The sequence below is a fragment of the Microbacterium sp. I2 genome (assembly GCF_051364985.1).
Classification (GTDB): Bacteria; Actinomycetota; Actinomycetes; order Actinomycetales; family Microbacteriaceae; genus Microbacterium.
In genome coordinates this window covers 145,424-171,883 of sequence record NZ_JBLWIH010000007.1, presented here as the reverse complement: position 1 = coordinate 171,883, position 26,460 = coordinate 145,424, and the positions used below count along the sequence as shown (strand labels likewise).

Below are 26,460 nucleotides of genomic sequence, written 5' to 3'. Positions count from 1 at the left end.
TCGCTCGGCCCCGACGGAGATCGTCCGCTCACGGGTCGCTCTCAACGATATGCACCACGGCCGCACGTCCTGATCACCCGAAGGATGGGCCGAGAACTCGGGCCGCGAGGAGGTTCTCGCATCCCCGGGGTGACACGGGTGTCACTGATCACAAGGAGAATCGATGAAGATGTCTGGATTCACGCGCCGCAGGCGCCTCGCGCTCGCTGCGGCCGCCGTCACCGCCACCGCGGGCATGATGCTTGCAGGCTGCAGCTCGGCGTCGGATGACGCCGGCGCCACTGCCGAGGGCGGTGATGTCGCCCTGTACGAGGGCGTGCGCAGCCTGTCGAACTCGTACCACGCGAACTGGGTCGACGGCGGCGATCTCTTCGGCGAATCAGTAGGCCTCGAGGTGAACGTGATCACGGACGAGGCGGACTCGCAGCGTCAGTTGTCGCAGGTGCGCGCACTCGGTGCCGCCGGCCAGGTCTACGCGCTGAACGTGGACCCCAACACGTCGTCCGACACCGAAGCCATCGTGCGCGCCGTCGCAGATGCCGGCGGTTACGTCGTGACGCAGTGGAGCAAGCCCGACGACCTCAACCCGTGGGACATCGGCGACAACTGGGTGGCGCACATCTCCTTCGACGGCCGCGTCAGCGGCGAGGAGGTCGCCACGACCCTGTTCGAGAACATGGGTGGGTCCGGCAACATCATCGCCATCCAGGGCATTCTCGACAACGTCGCCGCGCAGCAGCGCTTCGAGGGACTCCAGAACGCCCTCGCGGCCCACCCCGGTATCAATCTGCTCGAAGACCAGGCGGGCAACTTCGACCGTTCTCAGGGCCTCACTGTCGCCCAGACCCTGATCGCCAAGTACGGCGACCAGATCGACGGAATCTGGGCTGCCAACGACGAGATGGCGCTCGGCGCGCTCGAGGCGCTGCGCGCCGCTGGTCTGCAGGGCCAGGTCCCGATCGTCGGCTTCGACGCGGTTCCCGAGGCGCTCGAGGCGATCCAGGACGAGTCCACCGGGTACCTCGCGACGGTGTCGACCGACCCGTGGTGGCAGGGCGGGGCAGGGCTGTCGCTCGCCTACAAGGCGGCCACGGGCGAGATCGATGTCGCCGAGCTGAGCCATGAGGAGCGCGCCTTCTACGGCACGCAGACCGTCGTGACCGCCGAGAACGTCGGTGACTTCACCCAGGCGCCGGAGCTGTCGGTGATCCAGCCCGACTTCGACGACCCTTGGCTGCGCCCCCAAGGCCCGATCGAGTAGCAGTCCATCGTGTGGAGGCCGCACGACAGCGGCCTCCACATACGCTCGTCGCGCAGGTACACAGGAGAGTCCATGTCACACACGAAGGCGACCGCATCCGTGTCCATGTCGGTCTGGCGTCATCGACTCGCCGACGCAGGGCCGCTCATCGCCCTCGTCGTGCTCGTCCTCGTCTTCGCCCTCGTGAGCCCGATCTTCCTCTCGCAGGGCAACCTCTCGATCTTGCTGACACAGTTGAGCATCCCGATCGTGGTGGCTACCGGCATGACGTTCGTCATCCTGCTCGGCAGCATCGACCTTTCGGTGTCGGGCGTCATGGCGACCTCGTCGCTCGTATTCGTCCTCCTCGCACAGAACGATCGCAACGACATCTCGCTGGGATTCGGCGCGCTGCTGATCGCGACGCTTGTAGGAGGAGCGTTCGGAATCCTCAATGGTCTGCTGAACGTTCGACTCGGCATCCCCTCGTTCATGGCGACCCTGGGAACGGGGGCGATCGGCATCGGCGTGGCGACGGTCCTCTTCGGCGGGCGCGCACCGCGCTTGATCGACGAGGGCTTCCGCACGCTGGGAACCGGGTCCTGGGGTCCGGTACCCCTGCTGTTCCTCGTGTCGATCCTGGTCGTCGCGGCCGCGTGGGGCGTGCAGCGCTATACGAAGGTGGGCCGCTACGGCTATGTCATCGGCGGCGACGAGCCGATCGCGAAGCTGTCCGGGATCGCGGTCGGCCCCTATAAGGTCGCTGCCTTCGTACTCGCCGGACTCGCGTCCGGTCTCGCCGGCTCTCTCTCGGCCATGCAGCTCGGTGTCGGCTCGCCGCAGATCGGCGGCGACGCGCTCTTCGCCGCCATCACCGCCGTCGTGCTCGGCGGCACACTGCTGGTCGGCGGGCGGGGCGGTGTCTTGCGCAGCCTCGTCGGTGTCGGCATCCTCGTCGTGCTCGCCAACGGACTGATCCTCGTCGGGTTCGACTCGTCGGTCCAGATCGCGGTGCAGGGCGCCGTGATCATCGTCGCCGTCGCCGCCACCGGATGGCGACTTCGCAGAAGGATTCGGGTGATCAAGTGAGCGTTCCCGCACTGGAGGTCCGCGACCTCACCAAGCGATTCAAGAACGTCGTGGCACTCGATGGCGTCAGCTTCGAAGTCCGGCCCAACGAGGTCGTGGGACTCATCGGGGAGAACGGCGCCGGCAAGTCGACGTTGCTGAAGATCCTCACCGGCATCTACCAGCCTGACGCCGGGCAAGTCCTGCGGAATGGCGACGTGGTCTCGTTCCGCACCGCGCGAGATTCCGCCAAGGCCGGCGTCGGCATGGTGCACCAGGAGCAGTCGCTCGTCACGAGCGTCTCGGTCGCCGAGAACATCCTGCTCGGCGCCGAAGGCACCGCGATACGTGGCGGCTTCTACAATTGGCGCAAGCTTCACCGCGACGCCCAGGAACAGCTCGACAGGATCGCTTCGCCGATCTCCCCCTCGACGGTGGTCGAGCAGCTCAGCTTCCCGCAGCGTCAGATGGTCGAGCTGGCCAAGGCTCTGCACGTCGAGGAGGAATCCAGCTCGGCGCCTGTGATCATCCTCGACGAGCCGACGAGCGTGCTGGAGGGCGCCGAGCTCGAGACTCTCTTCGAGCAGATCGAACGCCTGCGCAAGATCGCCAGTGTGATCTTCGTCTCACACCGGCTCGATGAGGTCCTCCGTGTCTCCGACCGCGTGTACGTGCTCAAGGATGGCCGAACGGTGGGCGAGATGAACGCCGCTGACGCAGACGTCGAAACCCTGCACACGTTGATGGTGGGTCGTGCCAGCTCGGCCGAGTTCTACCGCGAAGATCTCCAGCGATCGGTTGAGGGCAATCCCGTTGTGCTGGAAGTCGAGGGGCTGACGCGTCGTGGTGGCTTCGAGGATGTGTCGTTCCAGGTGCGCCAGGGCGAGGTCTTCGGCATCGCGGGCGTGGTCGGATCGGGTCGCGAGGAACTCAGCCGCGTGCTGTTCGGGGCCGAGGCTCAGGACGGCGGCCGGATCGTCGTCGATGGCAGGGTGGTGTCGTTCGGGTCTCCCGTCGCCGCAGTCCGGGCCGGTCTCGGCTATGTCCCCGCGGAGCGCCGCATCGAGGGCATCGCCGAGGGCATGAGCGTGGAGGAGAACGTGTTCCTCGCCGACCCCAGCCCCGTCAGTGCCGGCCCGATCCTCCTGCGGGGCAGAGCGAGGGCCCTCGCCAAGGACTGGATCGGCAAGCTGCGGGTGCGTACTCCCGATGAGCGGACGAATATCTCGAACCTGTCTGGCGGCAATCAGCAGAAGGTGGTGCTCGCCAAGTGGCTGATCTCACCGAAGCTGCGCGTACTCATCCTCGATCACCCGACGCGGGGCCTCGACGTCGGCGCGAAGGAGGACGTCTACAACTTCATCCGCGAACAGTGCGCCGAGGGCTTGGCCGTCGTTCTGCTGGGAGATTCGCTCGAAGAGACAATCTCGCTCAGCCACAACATCATCGTGATGCGCGACGGGCGCGTCGCCCAGCGTTTCACGGCCGAACCGGGCAGCAAGCCGCTGCCCGTCGACCTCGTCGAGCAGATGGTGTGACCCCATGACCGATATGACAACGACCACGACCATGATCAGCGTGGTGCGGAAGCAGTCCACTCGCGAGTTGTTCGTGCGCATCGTGCCCCTGCTGGTGCTCGTCGCGCTCGTGGCTGCGGTCGCGCTGCGTCAGCCCAACTTCGTCAGCGCCCCCGGGATCCGCGGCCTGCTCGAGAGCATGGCGCCGATCCTCCTCCTCGCGCTCGGTCAGATGTTCGTCATTCTTACCGGCGGAATCGACCTGTCCTTCGCTGTGATCGCCTCCTTCACCACGGTGCTCATCGGGCTGTGGATCGGCGAGCTTGGCGCAATCGGCGTCCTGCTGGCGGTCGTTGTCGCCGCGATGGTGGGGTTCTTCAACGGCATCGTGGTCGCCTTCTTCCAGATTCCGTCCTTCATCGTCACGCTCGGCACCCTCGGGCTGCTCTCGGGTCTCGGCCTGCTGATCTCGGGCGCCTCGACGGTGCGCATCAGCGAGAACTGGGATGTCATCGGCTGGATCACCGACCTGCGCATCGCGCAGATGCCGGTCTCGGGCATCCTCGCGATCGCGCTCGCAATCATCGTTGCGCTGGTTCTCACGCTTTTCAGCCGCGGCAACCGTCTGCATGCCATGGGGCTTGCCGAACCGGCCGTCTTGATGTCGGGTGGCTCGACCCTGCGCGCGCGCGTCCTCGCGTTCACGCTCTCAGGCCTGTTCGCAGGCTTCGCCGCCGTCGTCCTGGCTGCCAGTCAGCATGCCGGGGGGCCGACGCTCGCGGACACCCTGCAGCTTCCCGCGATCGCCGCGGTCATCGTCGGCGGGACCGCCATCACCGGCGGTGTCGGCGGGCCGATCCGCACCGTCGTGGGTGCACTGATCATCGTCGTCCTGCGGGTGGGGCTGACCGCGATGGGCGTGCCGCCCACCTACGAGCAGATCGTCTACGGCGTGGTCATCATCGGCGCGGTGCTGCTCACGATCGACCGCAGCCGCCTCAAGACGGTCAAGTAGGGGCGGGGATCCGGCGACGCCCGGGCCGACAGTGGTCCGCGGAAGCGCCGCGGCGCCCGTGCTAGACTGACTCTTTGTCTGCGCGCACTCCAGCACGCAGTTCGTATCCCACTCCCTCACCCGCCGGATTCGGCGGACCGAGTCGTGGGGTGCAGACAAGGGATCTTGGGTGTGGCCGTCCGGTCACACGGTACTAAGGAGACATCACTATGGCAGCAGTGTGCCAGGTGACTGGAGCAGTTCCCGGCTTCGGTCACAACATCTCGCACTCGCACCGCCGGACGAAGCGCCGCTTCGACCCGAACGTGCAGAAGAAGACCTATTTCGTTCCGTCCCTGGGCCGCAACATCAAGCTCAACGTGTCGGCGAAGGGCATGAAGGTGATTGACGCGCGCGGCATCGAGTCCGTCGTCAAGGACCTCCTCGCGAAGGGTGTGAAGCTCTAATGGCGAAGAAGGCTCAGGACGTCCGTCCGATCATCAAGCTGCGTTCCACCGCGGGCACGGGGTACACCTACGTCACGCGCAAGAACCGCCGCAACAACCCCGACCGCATCGTGCTGAAGAAGTACGACCCGGTCATCCGCAAGCACGTCGAATTCCGAGAGGAGCGCTGATCTCATGGCCAAGAAGAGCAAGATCGCGCGCAACGAGCAGCGCAAGGTGGTCGTCGACCGCTACGCCGCCAAGCGCGCCGAGCTGAAGAAGGCGCTCGTGTCGCCGACGTCGACCGACGAGGAGCGCGAGGCCGCTCGCGTGGGCCTGCAGAAGCTGCCCCGCAACGCATCGCCCGTGCGCGTGCGCTCGCGCGACGTCATCGACGGACGCCCCCGTGGTGTCCTCACCAAGTTCGGCATTTCGCGTGTCCGCTTCCGCGACATGGCGCACCGTGGCGAGCTGCCCGGCGTGACCAAGTCGTCCTGGTAAGCCCAGCACGAAGCCTCGAAGGCCCGGAGTTCCTCGGAACTCCGGGCCTTCGCCGTACCGCAGCGGGGTTACGGCCGACGTCAAGCCAGGGGCGCGCCCGAGCGCGCGGCTCTAAGCTCTGACTCAACCGACACGGGAGGGGCCGGTGGATCTCGATCCGTTCTTCGAAGAGCGCCTGCGCGTTCACCGCAAGTACCTGTTCGACCAGGCACTGGGATCGGTGCGCTCGCGGCTGAGCGCGTTGTGGCCCTTCGCCAAGGGACCGGCTCCGGCGATGGGGATGGGAGGCGGCGGATCCGCGAAGACGACGGCCCATAAGCCGAAGGGCACGGGATCTGCGGCGGCGGGGGATTCCGACCCGCCGCTCGGCCCGCACGCTCGCGCGCGGGCACGGCACCGCAAGGCCGCTCTCGCGTGGGATCGCCGCGAGCTGCACAAGGTCGGAATGGCGGGACCGCCGGTCCGAACCACCGAGCACGTCGTCGAGGTGGACGGCCGGCCCGCGGTCCAGGTGCGCGTGTATCACCCCGACCGCGGCGATCCGCCGGTGCACGGGCTGCCGGGGGTCGTCTCGTTCTTCGGGGGAGCCTTCCGCATCGGCGGCATCGGGTATCCGACGACGGATGCCGCGCATCGGCGTCGTGCGCATGATGCCGGTGTCGTCGTCGCCGCGGTCGACTACGCCCTCGCGCCCGAGTACCCGTACCCCGTCGCGGTCGAGCAGGCGTACGCGGCGCTGGAGTGGTTGTTCGCCTCCGTGGACGACCTGGGCATCGACCGGAGGCGCATCGGCGTGGCGGGCACGTCGGCGGGCGCGAACCTCGCGGCTGCCCTGACGCTGGTCAACCGGGACCGCGCCCGGCACCCGCTGCGCCTGCAGCTGCTCGAGGTGCCCGTCGTGGACCTGACCGGCCGCCACCTCGACCTGCGGGCCACACGGCCGCTCGGCATCCCGCGCTTCATCGCTCTGCGCGAGCTGCGCTCGGTGGCGCGCACCTATCTCGCCGACCCGCGACAGGCTCGAGAGGCCTATGCGTCGCCGCTGCTCGCCGCGTCGCACGAGGGCCTTCCGCCCGCCGTCATCCTGACCGCCGAGCACGACCCGCTGCGCGGCGACGGCGACGCGTACGGCGCGGCGCTGCGCCGTGCCGGCGTCGATGCGAGCGTCGTGCGGTACCAGGGCGTCACGCACGACACCCCCATCTTCGCCGGCGCATTACCCGCCGCCCGGCGCTGGCACGACGACGTCGTCGCCGCGCTCCGGCGTCTCCACGCCTGACGCGGGCCGCCGTGCGGGCCGACGCTCACCGGCCCGAGGCTGCGGTCTCGGTCTGAGCGTGGCTGGTCGCCCACTCGAGGGCGTAGTCGGCGATCTCTTCCCATCCGTCCTGGCTGACGAGGCGGTGGGTGCGGCCGGCATACTCCTTGTACTCGACGATCGCGGGGCTGCCGCTCGCGCGGTACTTCTTCACGAGTGCCTTGCCGATGGCCGGCGGAACGACATGGTCGATCTCGCCGGTGATGACGAGCAACGGGGCGCGATCCGTGCGGCCGTAGTCGACGTGGGTGACGCCGCCCTTCTCGTTGAGCACCGACGTCACGCCCTCGAAGAACACGCGGTTGTACGAGTTGACCGCGTACTCGTCCCAGAGCCGGTCGGATTCGGCGCGGCTGAGATCGTTGCCGAAGGTGAAGTGGAAGTGGCGCTTGCTGAGGGGCTTGGCGCCATTGATCCCGAACGGGTTGGAGAGGATCGGAGTCCCCGTCCACAGCGTCGACAAGGGCAGCGTCGTGACACCCGCGGTCTGCCCGGGAGCGACTCCGACGTACGCGACGCCGAGACCGCGATCGGCCAGCATCTGCGTGAGGACTCCCCCGAACGAGTGGCCCATGATGATGGGCTTCTGCGGCAATGACCGGATGATGCGCTCGTAGTTGTCGGCGATCTGCTTCAAGCCGATGCCCTTGAGCGCCTCGGGGTTGCGGCGGATGTCGGCGACCTCGCGGTCGTCGATGCCGGGCCAGCCCGGCACGATGACGTCGTGTCCGGCGGCGCGGAAGCGCTCGGCCCACGTGTCCCAGCTCTTCGGGGTCATCCAGAGACCGTGGATGAGGACGATCGGGGCCTTGGTCGTGGTGTTCATTTCTGTCTCCTTGCCAGTGCGGCGCCCGGCATGTCCGGACGAGGTAATCTGATAGTAGACCGAACGTTCTATCTACACAAGACATTCCCGTAAGAAGCAGAGGATGCGACGATGGAGGCCGGAGGCCCACAGATGACGACCATGACGGATGCCGCGGCACCCCGCCCCTCTTCCGCCCGGCAGAGACTGCTCGCCGCCGCGACCGACCTCTTCTACAGCGAGGGCATCCACTCCGTCGGTGTCGACCGGATCATCGAGGCGGCCGGCGTCACGCGCGCGACGATGTACAAGCAGTTCCAGGGCAAGGAGGGCTTGGTGCTCGCCTACCTCGAGGGCGAGGACGAGGCGCTCAGGGCGCTGTTCGCGCAGGCCGCGCAGTCCTCGGACGATCCCGACGTGCTTCTCGATCTCGTGGTACAGGGGATCGCGCAGGATATCCGCGACCGGCACACGCGCGGCTGCCCCTTCATCAACGCGGCCGCGGAGTATCCCGCGCAGGGACCGGTGCGGGAGCTCATCGCGGAGCATCGCGAGTGGTTCCGCGGGACGCTGAAGCAACTCGCCACGGGCGCCGGGCTGCAGGATGCTGAGGAGGTCGCGGCGGCGCTCGTGCTGCTGCGCGACGCCGCCCTCGTCGGCGGCTATCTCGACGGGCAGGACCGCGTGGCGCCCGCCTTCGCGCGCACGGCACGTGAGGTTATCGCGTCCCACCGAGAGTGAACTTCGGACCGCGTGCACTTCACTTTCGTCACATTTGTCACTCCAGTCACACGACACGCCGTGTCGACCGTCAGAAAACCGCGGAAATACGCGGATTTGTCGGCATTGTCGGGTACATTCGGGACCGGTCGAACAAGACCAGCCGGGGGGCGATGCCGTCCGGTCCGAGCAATGACAAGACGGCGATGAGTCGTCTTTGGAGGACAAACCAAATGGCTGACAAGTCCATCACCAAGACCGAGCTCGTTGCGAGCATCGCGAGCGCGACCGGGCAGAGCCAGTCCGCCGTCTCGGGCGTTCTCGACTCCCTCTTCTCCACCGTCTCCGAGGCAGTCGCCAAGGGCAGCAAGGTCTCGATCCCCGGCTGGCTCTCGTTCGAGCAGGTCGCCACGTCGGCTCGCACCGGCCGCAACCCGCAGACCGGCGAAGAGATCAAGATCCCCGCCGGCAAGCGCGTCAAGGTCACCGCAGGCTCGAAGCTCAAGGCTGCCGTCAAGTAACCCGACAGACCTTTCGAAGGGGGATGCCGCGACCCGCGGCATCCCCCTTCTGCCTTGCCGCACGACCGGAGAGCTGAGGAGGTCCACGTAGGCTGGGACGTGTGAACTCCCGCGCGCTGCGGGCCGCCGGGCCCGCGATCCTCGTCGCGGCCGCGCTCGTCGTCCTGGTGTGGGCGCTGGCCTTCGGCGGCGGCGCGGCGCCGCTCGCGATCGGCGACCCGGGACCTATCGCGCGGTGGGGGCTTCCTGTCGCGAAACTGTTCGTCAACCTGTCGGCGGCGGGCATGGTCGGCGTGTTGGTCACCGCGCTGTTCACGCTCCGAGCCGGCGACCGCGAGTTCGACATCGCCCTCGATACGGCATCCATCTCGGCTGCGATCTTCACGCTCGCCTCGGCCGCCACCGGCTTCCTCACGTTCATCGCCGCGTACAACCCCGCCATCGACGCCGGCCCCGAGTTCGGAGCGCTCCTGGGTCGCTATCTCGTCGAGCTCGAGGGCGGACGCACGTGGCTCATCACCACGATCGCCGGCGCCGCGCTCACGGTGCTCACGTTCGCCGTGCGGTCGTGGACCGCCACGCTCTTCGTCGCGATCCTCGCGGCGGCCTCGCTCGTGCCCATGGGCACGCAGGGCCACTCCGGCGAGGAGGCCTTCCACCACGAGGCCATGACCGCGCTGATCCTGCACATCATCGCCGCGGCGGTGTGGCTGGGCGGACTGCTCCTGCTGGTGATCGTGCGCCCGCTGCAGTCCCGCGAAGACCTGACGGCGACCGTCGCCCGGTACTCGAGCATCGCGCTCGCCGCCTTCGCCGTGGTCGCCGTCTCGGGCACCGTCCGCGCCGCACTCGGCCTGCAGGACTGGTCGGCGCTGATCTCGCCCTACGGTGCGATCCTCGGCGTGAAGATCGTCGCCCTGATCGCGCTCGGCCTCTTCGGCGCCTGGTACCGATCACGCCTGATCGGGCGACTGGGCACGGATGCGGCATCCCGCGCCTTCTGGACCTTGATCACGTTCGAGCTCGTGCTCATGGGCGTCGCGAGCGGGGCGGCTGCGGCACTGGCCCGCACTCCCCCGCCGTCTCTGGTGCTGCTGCCCGAGGTGCTGTCGCCCGCGGAGCGCCTGACGGAGGCGCCGCTGCCGGTCGAGCTCACCGCGGAACGCTGGCTCACGGCCTGGAACATCGACCTGCTCTGGGTGATCGTCGCCGGCTTCGCCGTCTTCTTCTACCTCGCGGGCGTCCGCCGGCTGCGGCTGCGCGGCGACGCGTGGCCGTTGTCGCGGACGATCTCATGGGTCGCCGGCTGGCTGCTGCTGGTGTGGGTCACCGGCGGTGTGATCAACGTCTACCAGGACTACCTGTTCAGCATGCACATGGTCGGCCACATGCTGCTGACCATGGCGATCCCGCTGCTGCTTGTCATCGGTGCGCCCGTCACGATCGCAGCGCGCGCCATCCGCAAGCGCGACGACGGCACGCGCGGCGGTCGCGAATGGATCCTGTGGGCGGTGCACTCGCCCGTGGCGCGCATCCTCACCAATCCGTTCATCGCGGCGGGACTGTTCATCGGCTCGCTGTGGGTCTTCTACTACACCGACCTGCTGCGCTGGTCGCTGTACGACCACCTCGGCCACGAGTGGATGGTCGCCCACTTCCTCTTCACGGGCTACCTTTTCGTGCTGACCCTCATCGGCATCGACCCCGTGCCCTACCGGCTGCCCTACCCCGGCCGGCTGGTGCTGCTCATCGGCATCATGGCGATGCACGCCTTCTTCGGCATCGCCATCATGATGCAGGAGGGCCTCATGGTCGCCGAGTGGTTCGGCTCGATGGGGCGCACGTGGGGTGCCACGCCGCTCGAGGACCAATACATCGGGGGCGGCATCGCGTGGTCGATCGGCGAGATCCCGACACTGATCCTGGCGATCACGGTGGCGATCCAGTGGAGCCGCAGCGACGCGCGCGAGACGAAGCGCCGCGACCGGCACGCGGACCGGACCGGCGACGCCGAGCTCGAGGCCTACAACGAGCGGCTCGCTGCCCTCGCCGAGCGCGACGCCCGCACGCGCGGCTGAGCCATCGGGGCGACGGGCCCCGGGTGTCCGGTCTAGCGGGTGTCGGGGCCGGTGACGACGATCGAGACACGGCCGTCGGGCTGGACCGTGATCGAACCCTTGACGATGAACGGCACGTCCTCGCTCACGGGGCGCACCTTGCCGTCGAACAGCGACCGGATCTCGACCTCGATGTGCGCGACCGCTTCGGCGGGCTGGATGCTCCACCCGGCGCCGTCGGGAGTCACCTCGACGGTCGGCTGCTGCGTGATCGACCACTTCGGCAGCGAGTCGATGCGGTCCTGCACGAAGTACCCGAATGGGCAGGCGGTCGGCTGCAGCACCTCCTGCGTCGTGCACGCGGTGAGGAACTTCTCGACCTCCTCCTGCACCACCGCCACGAACTCGTCCGTGGCCTGCGCCTGCACCTGCACCGGGATCGCGTCGAACGGGATGTCCGAGAGCACGGCCACGCCGGGGGTGCTCGAGATCGCCGTGTCGACCGACACCGAGTACAGCCCCGGTGAGAACACCAGCAGCGGCACGGGCGCCATGGGGTCGGCATCCGCCCCATTCGGTGAGACCTGGCGCTTGTCGATCGTGAACCCGTTGACGTCGAACTGCATGGATCCCGCGACCTGCAGGTTCATGACAGCGAGCGGGCTGGTCGCGAAGCGCCACGTCGGTGCGAGGCCTATCGCGCCGTCGCGCTCGACTGCGAACGTGGTGGTGCCGGGGTAGCCGCGCGCGTCATACTCGACCGTGACACGCGTGATGTCGCCGTCGACCTCCTCGCCCACGACCCGCACGTTGCGCAACGGCGCGATCGCGGCCTCGCGAAGCAGTGCCTCGTTCGCCGTCGCCGGCAGGCCCGCCGCCTCGAGCTCGGCGGAGCTGACCGCCACGCCGGGCACCGCGAGGGCCTGTGCGGCGTCGCCGTCGGCGAGCATGCCGAGGTACCGTTCGACGAACGCGGTCGGACTGTAGAACTGCCGCTCGAGGGCACCCCATGTCGCCGGAACGGCGGCCACGAGGAGCAGCCCCACGACACCCATAAGTGTGAGGTCCACGGCCAGACGCGCGCGCCCGCGCGGCTTGCGCGGCGGTTGGATGAGGCGTGGGGTCGACGGTGAAGCGGCCGCGGGCGGGGTCGCTGCGACGCCCGGCGACGCCCCCGCGTGACCGGAGTGCGTCTCCACCGCCCCTGGCTCCACGCGACCAGTCTAGGAACCCGTTCCGCGAAGGTCCTGTGCGGACGTCATCTTCGGCCCCAACCAGACGACCCCGCCCACCCTCTAGTCCGCGATGAGTTCGCGCACGACCGCCGCCGCGGCGATCTGCCCCGCAGCGATCGCGGCGGCGAGCGAGACCAGTGGCCCCGGCATCGCCGCGGTGTGCGCCATGTCGCCCGCGGCGTACACGCCGGGCACCGTCGTGCAGCCGAACCCGTCGATCTCGACGCCGCCGCTGGGCAGGATGCCGCACCCCAGCTGGGCGGCGAACGGCGCACGCTGGTGCGGAGTCGGCGAGATGAACAGGCCTGCCGCCTGCTCACGTGTGCCGTCGGTGCGCTCGAGCTCCAGCCCGTCGTCGACCGAATGCACCGCGGCCAGGTCGGCCGGCGAGACGATGACAACGGCGGATCCGATGGGGCGCAGCATCCGTTCGATCATCTGCGCGTGCTCCCCCGCGACGGCGACCCCGATGACCTGACCGGCGAACTCGTGGCCGTGGCAGAACGGGCATTGCGCGACCCGCCGGCCCCATTGCTCGGCCAGGCCGGGCACCGGTGGCAGTTCGTCGCGGACGCCCGTCGCCAGAATCAGCCGTCTGGCGCTCTCGGTGCCGCGCGCGGTGGCGACCGAGAATTCGCCCGCGGTGCCAGACACGGATTCGACGGCTTCCTGGCGGACTTCCACAGTGGCGTACTCGGCGAGCTCGGCGCGCGCCAGGGCGCGCAGCTCGGCGGGATCGCGGCCGTCGTTGGTCAGCAGGTTGTGGGCGTGCTCGACCGTCGCATTGCGGTACTCGCCCGAATCGAGCAGCAGCACGCGGCGGTGCATGCGTCCCAGAGTCAGTGCCGCTTGAAGCCCGGCCGGGCCGCCGCCGATCACGATCGCGTCGTACATGGGTGTCCTTTCCCTCGGTGGACTTGCGTCCGAGACGATCGTGTGACTTCATGTCGACATGAAGTCAAGTCAGCTGTCGATCGGGGATGCCGCGGCGCGGTTCGATCTGCCCACCCACGTGCTGCGCCACTGGGAAGACGTCGGCCTACTGCGTCCCGCGCGCGATGGGGGCGACCGGCGGCGATACGGCGACGACGACCTCGTGCGCGTCGCCGTGATCGTCCGCAGCAAGCGCGCCGGCATGAGCCTCGAGCAGATCGGCGTGCTGCTGGACGAGAAGGCGCCCGAGCGCCACCGCGTGCTCGAGGAGCACATCGCCGACCTCGAGCAGCGCATGGCCGACATGGAACGGTCCCGCCGCATGACCGAGCACGCCCTGCGCTGCACCGCGCACGACATCACCACATGCCCGCGGTTCCGCTCGATCATGGCGGAGGTCGTCGCCGGCACCGGGCGGTGGCGGGATGCAGAGCCTCCCCCGGGCGCGGAGCCGTGGCTCGGGGCGCCTGTGGAAAGCCGGATCCCGTCCACCGATGGCGGCGAGGGGCGCCCCGCCCCGGCATCCGGTCGTTAGCATGAATCGGTGACCACGCCGCCCCTTTCCGCCGAACAGGAGGCGCTGTTCCGGCTCATCGAAGACACTCGCGAGCACGTCTTCGTCACCGGACGCGCGGGCACCGGCAAGTCCACGCTGTTGCAGCACCTGGCGTGGCACACGTCGAAGCAGATCGCCGTGTGCGCGCCCACCGGCGTCGCGGCCCTGAACGTCGAGGGTCAGACGATCCATTCGCTCTTCAAGCTGCCACTGGGCATCATCGGCTCCCACGACGAGCCCCAGAACGACGCCACACGCAAGCTGCTCAACGCGATCGACACCCTCGTGATCGACGAGATCTCGATGGTCAACGCCGACCTCATGGATGCGATCGACCGGTCGCTGCGCCTGGCGCGCGGGCGCCGCGGCGAGCCGTTCGGCGGCACGCAGATCGTGATGTTCGGCGACCCGTACCAGCTCGCCCCGGTACCGCCGCGTGGCGACGAGCTGCGCTATGTGCGCGACCATTACCGCTCGTTCTGGTTCTTCGACGCGAAGGTGTGGGTGGGTGAGACAGCGACGGACGGCATCCTCGATGTCGGCTCGTATGGCGCCGACCTGCACATCCGGGAGCTCGTCGACATCCATCGCCAGTCCGATCCCGCCTTCAAGTCGATGCTGAATGCGGTGCGGTACGGGCGGGTCACCGCCGACATCGCGCAGGTGCTCAACGACACCGGCGCGCGCACCCCGCCCGACCCCTCCGATGGCGAGCATCCGATCATCACGCTGGCGACCCGCAACGACATCGTCAACAACATCAACCGGCGCCACCTGAACGAGCTCGTCGGGCGCGAGCAGACCGCGATGGCAGAGGTCAACGGGGACTTCGGGCGCGGGGATGCCGCCTACCCGGCCGACATCGAGCTGAAGCTGAAGGTCGGCGCACAGGTGATGTTCCTGCGCAACGACACCGGGTCGTTCGGGGAGCCGCCGCGGTGGGTCAACGGCACGATCGGCACCGTCACGCGGATCGCGGGCGAGAGCGTGCGGGTCGACGTCGAGGGCGAGGAGTTCGACGTCGAGCCGGCGGTGTGGGAGAAGTACCGCTACTCCTACAACCCCGGCTCGAAGCAGCTGACGCGCGACATCGTGGCCGAGTTCACGCAGTTCCCGCTGCGCCTGGCGTGGGCGGTCACGATCCACAAGTCGCAGGGCAAGACCTATGACCGCGCGATCATCGACCTCGGCTCGGGGGCGTTCGCACCCGGGCAGACGTATGTCGCACTGTCGCGGCTCACCTCGCTCGACGGCCTCTACCTGTCGCGGCCGCTGCGGCCGCGCGACATCCAGGTCGACCCCGACGTGCAGCGGTTCATGGCCGGTGTACGCGCCCAGGCATCCACCCCGGTCCTCCCGAAGGGCTGACCAGCTTCAGGCCTCCCGAGGCCTTCTCCGCCCCCAGGTGGTGCGGAAACACCAATCGGTAACGGCGAAACGCCGATGGGCACGTCGAGCGGGCGGCGAGTCGCGCGATGGACTGTTGTTTTCGCGCCGGCCGAGCGGGGAAGGACGATGGTGACGGGGGCGTCCCGGGCCTCGGGAGGGCGCCCCGAAGGGCTGACCTGCTTCAGGCATCCCGAGGCCTTCTCCGCCACCCCACGTGCTGCGAAAACACCAGTCGGTAACGGCGACACGCCGGTGGAGCCGTCGAGTGGGCGGCGAGTCGCGCGACGGACTGGTGTTTTCGCGCTGGCCGAGCGGGGTCGAACCACGGTGACGGGGGCGTCCCTGGCCTCGGGACGGCGCCACGGGGCGGTCAGGCGACCTGGGCGGCCTTCGCGGCGGCGAGGTCGTCGAAGAGCTCGGTGTTCAAGCGGTACGCCAGCAGCACCTCGTCGATCACGCGCTCCTGCTCCTCGGCGTCCCACGGGGCCGCATCGAGCTGCTCGCGGTAGATGTCCTTGAAGGCCTTGGGGTCGGCGATGTCCTGGAAGAGGTAGAACCCGATGCCGTTGGTCTCGAAGCCGAAGCGCCGTGACATGAGGCGGCCGATGAACTGTCCGCCTGACAGGTCGCCGAGGTAGCGCGTGTAGTGGTGGGCGACGAAGCCGCCTGGCCAGGTCGCTCCCACCTGATCGATGCGGTCGACGTAGCGACGAGTCGTCGGCAGCGGCTCGATCCGATCGCGCCAGTCGGGACCGATGAGGAACTCAAGATCGGCCTCGAGCGCGGGGAGCCGCGTGAGCTTGTCGCTGATGAAGACCCGCGCGACCGGATCGTTGCGCATCTGGCTGGCAGTGCGCTCGAGCGCCTCATAGATGAACCAGTGCTGCGCCACGAGGTTGACGTAGTCCTCGCGGGTCCCCTCGCCCTTCATGAGGTCCGCCATGAAGCCGGCGTGCTCGCTCGACGAGTGGGCCCGGCTCGAGCGCTCGCGCAGCGCTGCGGAGAAGGGGATCGGGTCGCTCATGGGCCCAGTGTAGCGAAAAGGTTAGGTGGACCTAACCTCGAATTCGCGTGGGTGTCACGCGTGGGGACGCGGCTCGACGCCGAGACGCCGGCATGCCTCGTCGTACAGGGCGACGATCTCGCGCCGCACTTCCGGGCGCTCGGTGATCGGGCCGCCCGGCCACGGAACGTCCACCGTGACCGTCGTGCCGTCGGCGAGGGTCGCGACCCAGCGTCCGGCCTCGCCGTCGAAGCCCGTCATCGATGCCGAGGCGATCGCGCCGCGGTCGACCGCGTCGGCGTCTGCGAACGCGCGGGCGATCAGCAGGTTGTCGTCGGCGTGATCACCGTTCATGTGGCGGAGGACCGCCGCGAGCACGGCGTCGTCGAAGAGGTGCGGCATCCCTCCACCCTACGGATCGCCGGACGGCGGAGCCCACCGCGGTGTGTTTGAATTCATTGCACGAGCATCGGGGGGTGATCATGCGGACCCGCTCCAGAAAACACCGCGCCGTCGCGGCGGTCTCCGGCGTGGTCGCGTGCCTGCTCGTGCTGGCGGGATGCTCGCTCGGCCAGCAGGTCGAGGTCGACATTCCCCCGCAGGCCGAAGCGCCGCTGCCCGACGAGACGATCCAGCAGCTTCAGGATGCCGTCACCCACGCCATGGGTGTCACCGGCTCGTCCGGGGCGATCGTGGGCGTGTGGGCGCCGTGGAGCGGCAGCTGGGTGGCAGGGCTCGGCACGGAGCGCCCCGACGGCGGCGCAGACGTCACTGCCGAGCTGCAGTTCCGGGCCGGCAAGGTCACGCGCGCGATGACGTGCGACGTGCTCTACAAGGTGGCCGCCGAGGGCACGGTGAAGCTCGGCGACAGCGTCTCGGAGTACGTCGCGGGCGTGCCGGACCTGTCGGATGTGAGCCTGGCTCAGCTGTGCGACGGCACCTCGGGAATCGGCTCCTTCACCGGACAGCTGTACTCGACCTGGCTCACCAACCCCAACCGCATGTGGGACCCGCGCTACCTGGCGAGCTTCGGTCTGGGCCAGCCGCGCGAAGCGGCTCCGGGCGTGGCGTATCGCGATTCGGACGCCGGCTACTTCCTGCTCGGGCTGGCGCTCGAGCGCGCGACCGGAAGGTCGGCGGCCGACCTCATCCAGGCCTACGTCGCCGATCCGCTCGATCTCGAGGCGACCCACCTCGGGGCGCTCGACGCCGGCACCGCTCTGGACGGCGCGCAGGCGATGCCGGGCGCCGAGGGTGTGCTGGACTGTGCGGCGCCGCTGGATCTCACCGGGGCATCGTCGACGATCGGTTTCACCGACGCCGGCGTGGTCACCGATATCGACGACCTCGGCCGCTACGCGCAGGCGCTCGCCGCCGGCGCGATCGTGACCGACGAGGACCGGTTCGCCGACGCGCTGCCCCCGGCACCCGACGCGCCGTCGTGGTACACGGCGGCAGGCGGGGCGATGCAGGCGGGGCCGCTGATCGGGCAGTTCGGCAAGGTCCCCGGCTACATCACCGCCGCGTTCTCGGACCCCGACAGCGGGCTTACGGTCGCGGTCGTGCTGAACAACTCCGCCGCGGACCAATCCGTCGGCGGGTACCTGGCGTGGCAGCTGGCGGCGATCGCATCGAAGGCCCATGCGGCCGACGGCCAGGAGATGCCCGAGGCCGGCCTGCCGTGGACGCAGGAGCAGTACCGCGACGCCATCGCCGCTGCGGCGGTGTGCGCGCCGCCGGCACCTCAGTGACGCGGCTGACCGGTCGCGCCGGCACGACGCCGGCGATCATGCTGGTCGTCGTCGGGCTCGCCTGCCAGGAGGTCGGCGCTTCCCTCGCGGTGCTGCTGTTCCCCGAGGTGGGACCGCTCGGCATGGTGATGCTGCGCCTGGTGTTCTCGGCGGTCGTGCTGCTGCTCATCGCCCGCCCAGCGCTGCGCGGGCATTCCCGCGCGGACTGGTCGGGCGTGGTGCTCTTCGGGCTCGTGCTCGCGGTCATGAACGGTCTGTTCTACCTCGCGCTCGAGCGGCTCGCGCTCGGCGTCACCGTCACGATCGAGGTGCTCGGACCGCTGGTGCTGTCGATCGTGGCCAGCCGCCGTGCCTCGGCGTGGCTGTGGGCGTTGCTCGCGCTGGGCGGCGTCGTCGCGCTGGGTGGCGGAGGCTGGGACCGCCTCGACCCCCTCGGGGTCGTGTTCGCGCTGGGCGCCGCCGCGAGCTGGGCGTTCTACATCCTGTCGTCGGCACGGGTCGGTCGCGCGTTCCCCAGGCTGGACGGGCTGGCGCTCGCAATGGCGGTCGGCGCCGTGATCGCCCTGCCCTTCGGGATCGCGGATGCCGGAGCCGCCCTGTTGCGAATCGAGCTGGTGGCGCTCGGTGCGGCCGTGGCGCTGCTCTCGTCGACGATCCCGTACGCGTTCGAGCTGGTGGCCCTGCGACGACTCCCGGCTGCGGCATTCGCGATCCTGATGAGCCTGGCGCCGGCGACGGCGGCACTGGCGGGCTTCGTATTCCTGGGCCAGCATATGACGTGGCTCGAGGTCGCCGGCATCGCATTGGTGATCGCCGCGAGCATCGGCGCCGTGCGATCGTCCTCGCGTGCGGCCCGCGAGGCGGCCGAGCCGCTCGCGTGACCCGGACCGCAGACGGGCGTGACCGTCACACCCCGGAGGGGCGCATCCAGGCGGCTTCGCCCTCTGCACGGGAGGCGGCCTCGCCGCGAGACGGTGCGGGGTCGTCTCCTACGCGACGCAAGTCGTCGTGCCCAGACGAGAGGTCGCTTGGCCGACGCCGGAGAAGCATCACCGTCAGCATCCCCGCGGTCACGGTCAGGGCGAGGACGACGACGACAAGGGGCAGCAGCTCCATTCCGCGAGACTAGCGACGGCTGGTTCCGCTGTCACGCGCCACCGTCCCCAGGTGCCCCGCCCCGATGAGATGATCGACGGATGCCGTCGGTCTTCCGTCTCGTGACACACGCGGAGGTGCCGCCCGGCGTGCTCTTCGACGCGTCGCTCAGTATCGATGCGCACGTTGACTCGATGGCCGGCTCGCGGGAGCGAGCGATCGCCGGGGTGACGAGCGGCCGGATCGGGCTCGGCGAGACCGTCACATGGCGGGCGCGGCACTTCGGCGTCTGGTTCACGATGACCTCTCACATCAGCGAGCTGGAGCGTCCTGGCCGGTTCGTCGATGAGCAGGTGCGCGGACCGTTCCGGGTCTTCCGTCACGCACACTCGTTCGAGCCCGACGGTTCGGGCACCCTGATGACCGACGAGATCACGGTCGGTTCGCCGATCTTCGGTGCCCTCGTCGAGCGGCTCGTGCTCGTTCCCTACCTGCGCCGCCTCATCCGCCGGCGCAACGACCACCTCGTGGGGTCGCTCACCGGCTGAGAGCCGTCGAATCCCGGACGCGAAGCTCGGGCAGCAGATACACGCGTTGCACGGGGCGCCGCGGTCCGTCGGTGAGGCGTCCGACCATCGTCTCGACGGCCAGTCGCCCCACCTGCGGCTTCGGCGGCCGCAGCGCGGTGATGGGCGGCTCGGCGCTCTCAGCCACCTCGTCGTCGTACGCGAGGACGGCGAGATCGTCGGGGACGGACCAGCCGTGATCACGGGCGTGCTGCTGCAAGAGCACGGCCTGCGGATCGGAGTGGATGAGCACGGCCGTCGTGGCGGTGTCGCGGCAGGTGCGCAGCAGGCCGTCGATCGTCCTCTCTCGCTCACCGCCGTCGAGTGCGTCGAGCGCCGTATCGAGGTCGAACGTGCCCGTCATGCCCAGCTCGTCGAGCGCTCGCGCCCAGCCGCGGCGGAGCTGCCACGACGTCGGCGAACCCGGCGAGGCCAGCAGCCCCACGCGGCGATGGCCGAGGGTGGCGAGGTGGTTCGCGGCGAGCGACCCGCCGAACACGTGGTCGGTCGTCACCCATTCCAGCCGCGTGAGGGCGAGGGCGGACGGCACACGCCGTTCGGCGAGCACGACCGGGATCGGAAGCGAGTCCAGCCACTGCAGCAGGGCCGAGCCCTCGGGCCCCTGCGTCTCGGTTGCGACGATCAGCCCGTGCAGCGTGCCCGACTCGACGAGGGAGCTGATCTGGCGCCGCTGGTCGGCGGGGGAGTAGCTGGCGCCCCGCAGCACGAGCTGGACCCCGGCATCCGTCGCGGCGGCCCGCGCGCCGACGATGATGTGCGGCCAGTAGTAACCCAGCGACGGCACGACCATGCCGACCCGGAACCGCGGCGGACCGGAGGTCGGCGCGGCGCGCGGCACGGACGTGTCGAGCCGGCTGCGCAGGGTCGCACCGCCATGCACGCGGGTGAGCAGGCCGCGGTCCGCGAGAGCGCCGAAGTCGCGCCGGATGGTGAGCTCGGCGACGCCGAACTCGCGCGCGAGATCGGCGACGCGGACGGATCCGACGCGGCGCAGCTCGTCCATGATGCGTTCGCGCCGAGACAGGCCGAACGGCGGAGGCGAGTGGGGCTCCACGACGATCTCCTTCGATGCGTGCGTGCGAACGTGTTCGATTGACGATAGCGGGGCCAGACGGATGCCGCGGAATCAAGGCATCACTCCGCGCCGGCTGTGTGATTCAGTGCGAATGTGTTCGAGTCTGGTCGACTGGCTTTCCTGCGGTGATGCGGTGGTGATTCCCTGACAGGCGACCCGAGTGGGCTCTCTTTCGACGACGAGGAACTCCATGGCGAAGATGTCATCGGCCCGGATCGCTGCCGCCCTCACCGCGGCCGCGGTGACGCTGGCCACGGTCGCGATCCCTTTCTCTCCGGCGGCGGCCGCCGGAGCCGACCCGGTGACCGTCACGGTCGACGGCGCAGACATCGCGGCGGCGGCGCAGAACCGCAACGGGCTCACCTTCAAGGGTTTCGGCGTGCTCTCAGCGAACTCGACGAGTGCTCTGCTGCTCGACTACAAGGCGCAGCATCCCGACAAGTACTGGGAGCTCATCGAGACCCTCTTCGGTGGTGACCACCCGATCATGAACACGGTCAAGATCGAGATGGGCAACGATCGCAACACCTCGACCGGCCCGAACCCCGCGACGATGCGCTCGCGCGACGAATACCCGAACGTCCTGCGCGAGCCGGGGTTCCAGCTGGCCGCCGACGCGCAGCTCGTGGCGCACGGCGACCTCCATGTCAGCATCCTGCGGTGGAACCGCCCGACGTGGGTCACGAGCCACGCGGACCAGTACATCTGGTACAAGAACACGCTGCTCGCGGCCTATCGCGAGCTCGGCGTCATGGTCGACTCGATCAACCCCGACACGAACGAGACCCGCACTCCCGACATCCAGCTCTACAAGGACTTCTCGGCGTGGGTCGCCAATGACACCACGGGCTACGAAGGCGCCACCGCCTCGGACCCGAACAACGGCTTCGCGTCGGACGAGGAGAAGGATCTCTTCCACGCCATCCAGACCATCGCCGCAGACACGGTGGGAACCCCGCCCGTGTCGTTCGGCGACGCGATGACCTCGCCCACCGACTCGTCGCTGCGCGAGGCCGTCGACATCGTCGGCTTCCACTACTCCAGCGCGGACGACAGCGCCGGGAACATGAAAGAGATCGCGGAGCAGCTCGACCTCGAGGTGTGGAACTCCGAGGGCCAATCGACGTTCTCGAGTTCGGCGGATCGTCCGAACAACAACGCGAGCGATGAGCAGGGCGGCTTCGGCACCGAGTTCGGCGGCACCAACAGTGCGCTCGAGATGGCCAACTGGGTGACGACCGGCTTCGCTGCATCCCGCCGCACGATGAACATCTTCCAGCCCGCGATCGGCTCGTTCTACGACGGGTTCCAGTACTCGTCGAAAGAGCTCGTGAACGCCCGCGAGCCGTGGTCGGGGTGGCTGTACTACGACGGTGGCCTGGCCGCGATCGAGCAGTTCACGCAGTTCGCGAAGCTCGGGTGGGAGAACGCCGACAACACCGCCGGCATCTGGCGGGCGATCCCGCAGGCCTCGCGCAGCGAGCTCGGAACCGGCAACCCGCCGGGCGGGGCACGAGCCGGCGGCGCGTCGTACACGACACTCGCCGCCCCCGACGCCTCCGACTTCTCCACAGTCATCGTCAACGACTCGAAGTTCTCCAAGACCTATCGCATCGCCGCGAACGGGCTGAGCCTGGGCTCGGACGCCACGGCAGAACTGTGGGAGACACGCGCCGCCGATGAGGGCGAGGCGTACGACGCCAACTACCTGCAGCCGATCGGCGAGCTCGCGCCCGCCGCGGACGGCTCGTACTCGGTGACGGTGAAGCCGTGGTCGGCCATGACAGTCACCACGCTCGACCACGCGACGGCCGGAGCCGACGGCACTCTGACAGCGAAGGACGGCTACGGCAGCTCCTTGCCGAGTTCGAAGGAGTACACCGCCGCCGATGGCGGTCGCGACGTGCTCGACACCGACGCGTCAGGGGCCGTCAACGGCGTGACCGATGACGGCATCCTGTACGGCGACGACTTCGACTATCGCGAGCAGGGCGCGATCAAGGGCTACGACCCCGCGACCGGGCAGCTCGTCGACACCGGTGAGTCGTTCCTCGACGCGCGTGGCGCGCAGGCGAAGCCGGAGGGCACGCCCGCCGTGCAGGCCGAGGACCACGGGGTGACGCCGCGCTACACGAACGACACCAACGGGGCGTTCGAGTCTGTCGTGACCGGGGATGCCGCGCACGGCCGCGTGCTGCGCCAGCAGGTGGGACCCGACATGGCCGGCGGCGCGTGGAACGCGGGCGACCCCAAGACCACGATCGGCGACGCCCGCTGGGCGAACTACACCGTCTCGGCGGACGTGCTCTTCGAGGCAGCCGGAGCACAGTACGCGTCGATCGGCGCGCGCGAGCAGGGCGGCACGCCGAATGGACAGAACGTCTCGGCCGCCGAGCTGAGGATCGACCCGACCGGCGCGTGGACCTTCATGCGCTACGGCACGACGCTCTCGGCCGGGAGCGTGGCCAGCACGCCGGCAGCGGCATTCAAGCCCGGGCCGGGCGTCTGGAACACCATCGCCGTGAAGGTCGCCGGCAACGTCTACACCGCGCTCGTCAATGGCGTCGAGGTGGCCACCTTCACGGATGCCGCGCCGCAGGCGGCGGGCCGCGTGCAGCTGGGATCGAGCTTCAACTTCGTGCAGTTCGACAACCTGAAGGTCGAGGGGGTGCCCGGTTACACGCCGTACTACGCGTCGATCATCGACGGGATGCACCAGTCGAGCTGGGACGACAGCTCGGTTCCGGTGCTGCAGTTCGACGGCAACTGGAGCCACGTCAACGGTCAGGGCATGTTCGAGTGGCAGCGGACCGCGTCCAAGAGCACCGCGAAGGGCGCGGCGATGACGTACGCGTTCACCGGCACCGGCCTGGACATCATCGGCACCAACAGCGGGGCCACGACCCTTGACGTCATCGTCGACGGCGTCACCGTCGTAGCGGCCGCTCCGACGTTCGCGGCGGGCAGCGAGAAGACCGCGTTCATCCTGCGCGGCCTCGAGAACGCCCCGCACACGGTCGTCGTCAAGACAGCCAACGACAGCTCGATCAACGTTGACGCCGTGGGCGTCATCACGGCAACCGCGGACTCCGCGAGTGTCGACACCGCACCGCTGTCGGCGGCGATCGACTCGGTCGCCGGATTCGACGAGGGCGATTACAGTGCCGAGACGTGGGGCGTCTTCGCCGCAGTGGTCGCGGACGCGCGGCAGGCGGTCGGCGACCCCACGGCCTACGGACTGGACGCCGAGGGCGCGGCCGCGATCGCCGGACGCCTCGCGGCTGCAGCCGACGCGCTCACTCCCAAGGATGTCAGCCCCGACGTGCTGGAGCTCGGGGTCGTGACGATCGTCTCGAACGAGCGGGCTCTGCCGGCGACACTCGACCTGGCGGGCACGGACGCTGAGGTGACGTGGAGCCTGGCGTCGAGCTCCGCAGCCGGGAGGACGGCGGAGCTCGGCACGTTCGCTGCCACCGGCCGCTCGAGCGAGAAGCTGTCGTCGGGCTACTACCAGCGTTTCAGCGCGACCGTGCTCGTCCTGCCGGCCGACCTCGAGTACTTCGTCGACTCGGGCTCGGGCGGCGCGGCCGAGGGCTCGGCATTCGCCGCGGCGAAGGCATCCTTCCCCGACCTGCGCAACAGCGTCGCCGACCAGAAATGGGACGGCTCGGCCGCAGGGGCGACGTGGGGCTATTCCACCGCGGCGACGACCCAGCAGGCGGGCAACCCGCGCGACTGGGGCTCGTCGTTCGTGGGGGCCGATTACAACAAGCCGGTGACCTACCACCTGAGCCTTCCGGCCGGGAACTACCACCTGGTCGCCGTGCAGGCTCCGCGTGCGGGACTCACCACCAACGTGTACTCCACGGTGCGAGCGGCCGGTGCCGAGGCGACGACGAAGACGGCGGTATCGACGGGTGCCGCGACGCCGGTGGCGCAGACACTGACGCTCGAGACGGATGCCGTCGTGGACGTCGAGTTCGGCACGAACGGCACGAGCGGCTACAACGCCCGACTGGCTCTCGTCTACGTGCAGCGACTGCCGCGGGACCTCGGCGTGCAAGGCGCGCTGGGACTGGACGACGAGCTGCCCGAGACCGTCCAGGTCGCCGGGGTCGACAAGCGGGTGGAGTGGGATGCCGAGTCTGCTGCTCAACCGCGTTCCGAGTTCGGCAAGCTCACCGTGACCGGCCGGCTCACCGATGGCGACGAGCGCGTGGTCGCGAGCTTCGAGATCGTCCCGCCGGCCCTCGTGTACTACGTCGACTCGGGCACGGGCGGGGTGGCCTCGCCGCAGTACTCCGCCGTCGCGGCGGCTGTCGAGGGTCTGCGCAACGACACCGTGGATCAGGTGTCGGCATCCGCCGACCAGTGGGGATATGTCGCCGACGGCATGAAGGTCAAGGGTGCGACCGACATCGACGACAAGTACTCGACCGGGCTCTATCAGGACACCACACGGCTGACCTACCGGCTGCCGCTCGACGCGGGCACCTACACGCTCACCGGCGGCTTCACCGAGTGGTGGAACCTCAACCGCACGATGAACCACACCGTCTCGGTCGCGGGAGTCGAGCTCGCCAAGGGCAACATCCCGCTGTCGGGCTCGAACACGCCGCTCGCCGCGCCGCTGACGTTCACGCTGACGGCACCGGCGACGGCGGAGTACGTCGTGACGAACGAGGGTGCCGGCAGCGAGAAGCCGGTCATCTCGTGGCTCGCCGTGGCCGATACCACCCTGCCCGGCGCGCCGCAGAACGCCACGGCGACGCCGGCAGGCGACACGTCGATCACCGTCACGTGGGATGCCCCGGGTCTCACGGGGCCCGGATTCGCGGAGTACCGCGTATACGAGGCGGGCGGCACCGAGGCGGTCTGTGAGACGACCGAGACGAGCTGCGTGATCGAGGGGCTCGAGCTGGGAACGACGCATTCCTACGAGGTCGCCGGGGTCAACGAGCTCGGCGAGGGGGAGCGGTCGGCCGCCACGGCACCCGTCACCCTTCCCGAGGTCCCGTCCGACGACGGCGCGAAGACGGCGCCGGCCCGAGCCTCGCTGGCATCGAACGACGGCTGGGACACCGGCCTCGAGGACGGCACGTTCCAGGTGACGATGAACCTGTGGTGGGGCGAGAACGGGTCGCTGTTCAAGCTGTACCGCGACGGCGAGCTCGTCGCCAAGGTGCCGCTGACAGTGAGCTCGCCCGGCATGCAGCATGCGGTCGTCGACATCGAAGGCCTGCCCAACGGCACATACGTGTTCACCGGCGAACTGCTCAACTCGAAGGGGACGACCGCGACACGCCCGCTCACCGTCACGGTGACGGATGCCGCGCCCGGCATGCCCGCGATCTCGGCGGCGAACAAGGACGGCGACGGCGAGTACACCGTGGTCGCCGACCTGTGGTGGGGCACCAACGCCACCTCCTACCGGTTCTTCGAGAACGGCGTCGAGGTCGGCGCGGGATCGCTCGTGGCGGCGAGCCCCGGGGCGCAGCAGGCCAGGCTGCCGGTGTCGGCCAAGCCCAAGGGATCGTACGTCTACGTCGTCGAGTTCACGAACGCCGCCGGCACCACGACCTCGAAGGAGCTGACGGTCACGGTGACCCGCTGACGCCGCCACCGACGCGCACTCGCGCGCCGAGAATC

The 26,460-nt window shown here is 69.2% G+C and carries 24 protein-coding genes; 17 read left to right on the top strand and 7 right to left on the bottom strand.

What is annotated here, in order from left to right; all coding sequences use genetic code 11:
• Positions 1 to 163 precede the first annotated feature (163 nt).
• The 8 genes from ACLKM7_RS05880 to ACLKM7_RS05845 all read left to right on the top strand — a co-directional run bounded on the left by ACLKM7_RS05880 (position 164) and on the right by ACLKM7_RS05845 (position 7,045).
• Complete coding sequence (locus ACLKM7_RS05880) at positions 164 to 1,261, top strand: sugar ABC transporter substrate-binding protein (RefSeq protein WP_436446225.1); 1,098 nt, start codon at positions 164 to 166, stop codon at positions 1,259 to 1,261.
• Positions 1,262 to 1,333: 72 nt separating this feature from the next.
• Complete coding sequence (locus ACLKM7_RS05875; protein WP_436446224.1) at positions 1,334 to 2,329, top strand: ABC transporter permease; 996 nt, start codon at positions 1,334 to 1,336, stop codon at positions 2,327 to 2,329.
• Positions 2,326 to 3,846, top strand: coding sequence for a sugar ABC transporter ATP-binding protein (locus ACLKM7_RS05870; protein ID WP_436446223.1), 1,521 nt, complete (start codon positions 2,326 to 2,328; stop codon positions 3,844 to 3,846). Before ACLKM7_RS05875 ends, ACLKM7_RS05870 begins: the two co-directional genes overlap by 4 nt.
• A gap of 4 nt (positions 3,847 to 3,850) precedes the next feature.
• Entirely contained in the window at positions 3,851 to 4,840 is a 990-nt protein-coding gene (locus tag ACLKM7_RS05865) for an ABC transporter permease (protein WP_436446222.1), read from the top strand.
• A 209-nt stretch (positions 4,841 to 5,049) separates the two neighbouring features.
• Positions 5,050 to 5,286: a 50S ribosomal protein L28 gene (gene rpmB, locus ACLKM7_RS05860; RefSeq protein ID WP_168913235.1), complete on the top strand. Its 237-nt coding sequence runs from the start codon at positions 5,050 to 5,052 to the stop codon at positions 5,284 to 5,286.
• Entirely contained in the window at positions 5,286 to 5,456 is a 171-nt protein-coding gene (gene rpmG, locus ACLKM7_RS05855) for a 50S ribosomal protein L33 (protein WP_005051772.1), read from the top strand. The genes rpmB and rpmG overlap by 1 nt, the downstream gene beginning before the upstream one ends.
• 4 nt (positions 5,457 to 5,460) lie before the next feature.
• Entirely contained in the window at positions 5,461 to 5,766 is a 306-nt protein-coding gene (gene rpsN / locus ACLKM7_RS05850) for a 30S ribosomal protein S14 (RefSeq protein WP_127820367.1), read from the top strand.
• 145 nt (positions 5,767 to 5,911) lie between these two features.
• The gene (locus ACLKM7_RS05845) at positions 5,912 to 7,045 is read left to right on the top strand and encodes an alpha/beta hydrolase (RefSeq protein WP_436446221.1); all 1,134 of its coding nucleotides are present in this window, start codon (positions 5,912 to 5,914) and stop codon (positions 7,043 to 7,045) included.
• Positions 7,046 to 7,070: 25 nt separating this feature from the next.
• Here ACLKM7_RS05845 and ACLKM7_RS05840 read toward each other — a convergent pair whose 3' ends face one another.
• Positions 7,071 to 7,910, bottom strand: coding sequence for an alpha/beta hydrolase (locus ACLKM7_RS05840; protein ID WP_436446220.1), 840 nt, complete (start codon positions 7,908 to 7,910; stop codon positions 7,071 to 7,073).
• Between the two features lie 132 nt (positions 7,911 to 8,042).
• Here ACLKM7_RS05840 and ACLKM7_RS05835 point away from each other — a divergent pair, with 132 nt between their 5' ends.
• From ACLKM7_RS05835 to ACLKM7_RS05825, 3 genes are all read left to right on the top strand, one after another.
• On the top strand, positions 8,043 to 8,630 hold the full coding sequence (locus ACLKM7_RS05835) for a TetR/AcrR family transcriptional regulator (RefSeq protein WP_436446219.1): 588 nt from the start codon (positions 8,043 to 8,045) through the stop codon (positions 8,628 to 8,630).
• Between the two features lie 212 nt (positions 8,631 to 8,842).
• Complete coding sequence (locus ACLKM7_RS05830; RefSeq protein WP_019180462.1) at positions 8,843 to 9,130, top strand: HU family DNA-binding protein; 288 nt, start codon at positions 8,843 to 8,845, stop codon at positions 9,128 to 9,130.
• Between the two features lie 101 nt (positions 9,131 to 9,231).
• Positions 9,232 to 11,208: a cytochrome c oxidase assembly protein gene (locus ACLKM7_RS05825; protein WP_436446218.1), complete on the top strand. Its 1,977-nt coding sequence runs from the start codon at positions 9,232 to 9,234 to the stop codon at positions 11,206 to 11,208.
• A 32-nt stretch (positions 11,209 to 11,240) separates the two neighbouring features.
• Here the strand turns inward: ACLKM7_RS05825 and ACLKM7_RS05820 are convergent, their stop codons facing one another.
• Together ACLKM7_RS05820 and ACLKM7_RS05815 are read right to left on the bottom strand one after the other, a co-directional pair.
• Complete coding sequence (locus ACLKM7_RS05820) at positions 11,241 to 12,257, bottom strand: hypothetical protein (RefSeq protein ID WP_436446217.1); 1,017 nt, start codon at positions 12,255 to 12,257, stop codon at positions 11,241 to 11,243.
• Between the two features lie 225 nt (positions 12,258 to 12,482).
• Complete coding sequence (locus ACLKM7_RS05815) at positions 12,483 to 13,316, bottom strand: NAD(P)/FAD-dependent oxidoreductase (protein ID WP_436446216.1); 834 nt, start codon at positions 13,314 to 13,316, stop codon at positions 12,483 to 12,485.
• A gap of 58 nt (positions 13,317 to 13,374) precedes the next feature.
• Between ACLKM7_RS05815 and ACLKM7_RS05810 the strand changes: the two genes are divergently transcribed.
• Positions 13,375 to 13,890, top strand: a complete 516-nt coding sequence (locus ACLKM7_RS05810; RefSeq protein WP_436446215.1) for a MerR family transcriptional regulator — start codon at positions 13,375 to 13,377, stop codon at positions 13,888 to 13,890.
• 9 nt (positions 13,891 to 13,899) lie between these two features.
• On the top strand, positions 13,900 to 15,279 hold the full coding sequence (locus tag ACLKM7_RS05805; protein WP_436446214.1) for an ATP-dependent DNA helicase: 1,380 nt from the start codon (positions 13,900 to 13,902) through the stop codon (positions 15,277 to 15,279).
• 391 nt (positions 15,280 to 15,670) lie between these two features.
• On the opposite strand, the gene ACLKM7_RS05800 is transcribed toward ACLKM7_RS05805, so the two are convergent.
• Positions 15,671 to 16,324: a heme oxygenase (biliverdin-producing) gene (locus ACLKM7_RS05800; RefSeq protein ID WP_436446213.1), complete on the bottom strand. Its 654-nt coding sequence runs from the start codon at positions 16,322 to 16,324 to the stop codon at positions 15,671 to 15,673.
• 54 nt (positions 16,325 to 16,378) lie between these two features.
• On the bottom strand, positions 16,379 to 16,705 hold the full coding sequence (locus tag ACLKM7_RS05795; RefSeq protein ID WP_436446212.1) for a DUF2470 domain-containing protein: 327 nt from the start codon (positions 16,703 to 16,705) through the stop codon (positions 16,379 to 16,381).
• Positions 16,706 to 16,785: 80 nt separating this feature from the next.
• Here ACLKM7_RS05795 and ACLKM7_RS05790 point away from each other — a divergent pair, with 80 nt between their 5' ends.
• Positions 16,786 to 18,054: a serine hydrolase domain-containing protein gene (locus ACLKM7_RS05790; RefSeq protein WP_436446465.1), complete on the top strand. Its 1,269-nt coding sequence runs from the start codon at positions 16,786 to 16,788 to the stop codon at positions 18,052 to 18,054.
• A gap of 38 nt (positions 18,055 to 18,092) precedes the next feature.
• Positions 18,093 to 18,935 carry an EamA family transporter gene (locus ACLKM7_RS05785; RefSeq protein WP_436446464.1) on the top strand — a complete coding sequence of 281 codons (843 nt, stop codon included), beginning with the start codon at positions 18,093 to 18,095 and terminating at the stop codon, positions 18,933 to 18,935.
• A 25-nt stretch (positions 18,936 to 18,960) separates the two neighbouring features.
• On the opposite strand, the gene ACLKM7_RS05780 is transcribed toward ACLKM7_RS05785, so the two are convergent.
• On the bottom strand, positions 18,961 to 19,170 hold the full coding sequence (locus ACLKM7_RS05780) for a hypothetical protein (protein ID WP_436446211.1): 210 nt from the start codon (positions 19,168 to 19,170) through the stop codon (positions 18,961 to 18,963).
• An 80-nt stretch (positions 19,171 to 19,250) separates the two neighbouring features.
• Between ACLKM7_RS05780 and ACLKM7_RS05775 the strand changes: the two genes are divergently transcribed.
• The gene (locus ACLKM7_RS05775; protein WP_436446210.1) at positions 19,251 to 19,697 is read left to right on the top strand and encodes an SRPBCC family protein; all 447 of its coding nucleotides are present in this window, start codon (positions 19,251 to 19,253) and stop codon (positions 19,695 to 19,697) included.
• Here ACLKM7_RS05775 and ACLKM7_RS05770 read toward each other — a convergent pair.
• Positions 19,687 to 20,790, bottom strand: coding sequence for a substrate-binding domain-containing protein (locus ACLKM7_RS05770; RefSeq protein ID WP_436446209.1), 1,104 nt, complete (start codon positions 20,788 to 20,790; stop codon positions 19,687 to 19,689). The two genes, ACLKM7_RS05775 and ACLKM7_RS05770, sit on opposite strands and share 11 nt — an antisense overlap.
• 211 nt (positions 20,791 to 21,001) lie before the next feature.
• Here ACLKM7_RS05770 and ACLKM7_RS05765 point away from each other — a divergent pair, with 211 nt between their 5' ends.
• The gene (locus tag ACLKM7_RS05765; RefSeq protein WP_436446208.1) at positions 21,002 to 26,425 is read left to right on the top strand and encodes a fibronectin type III domain-containing protein; all 5,424 of its coding nucleotides are present in this window, start codon (positions 21,002 to 21,004) and stop codon (positions 26,423 to 26,425) included.
• Positions 26,426 to 26,460 lie beyond the last annotated feature (35 nt).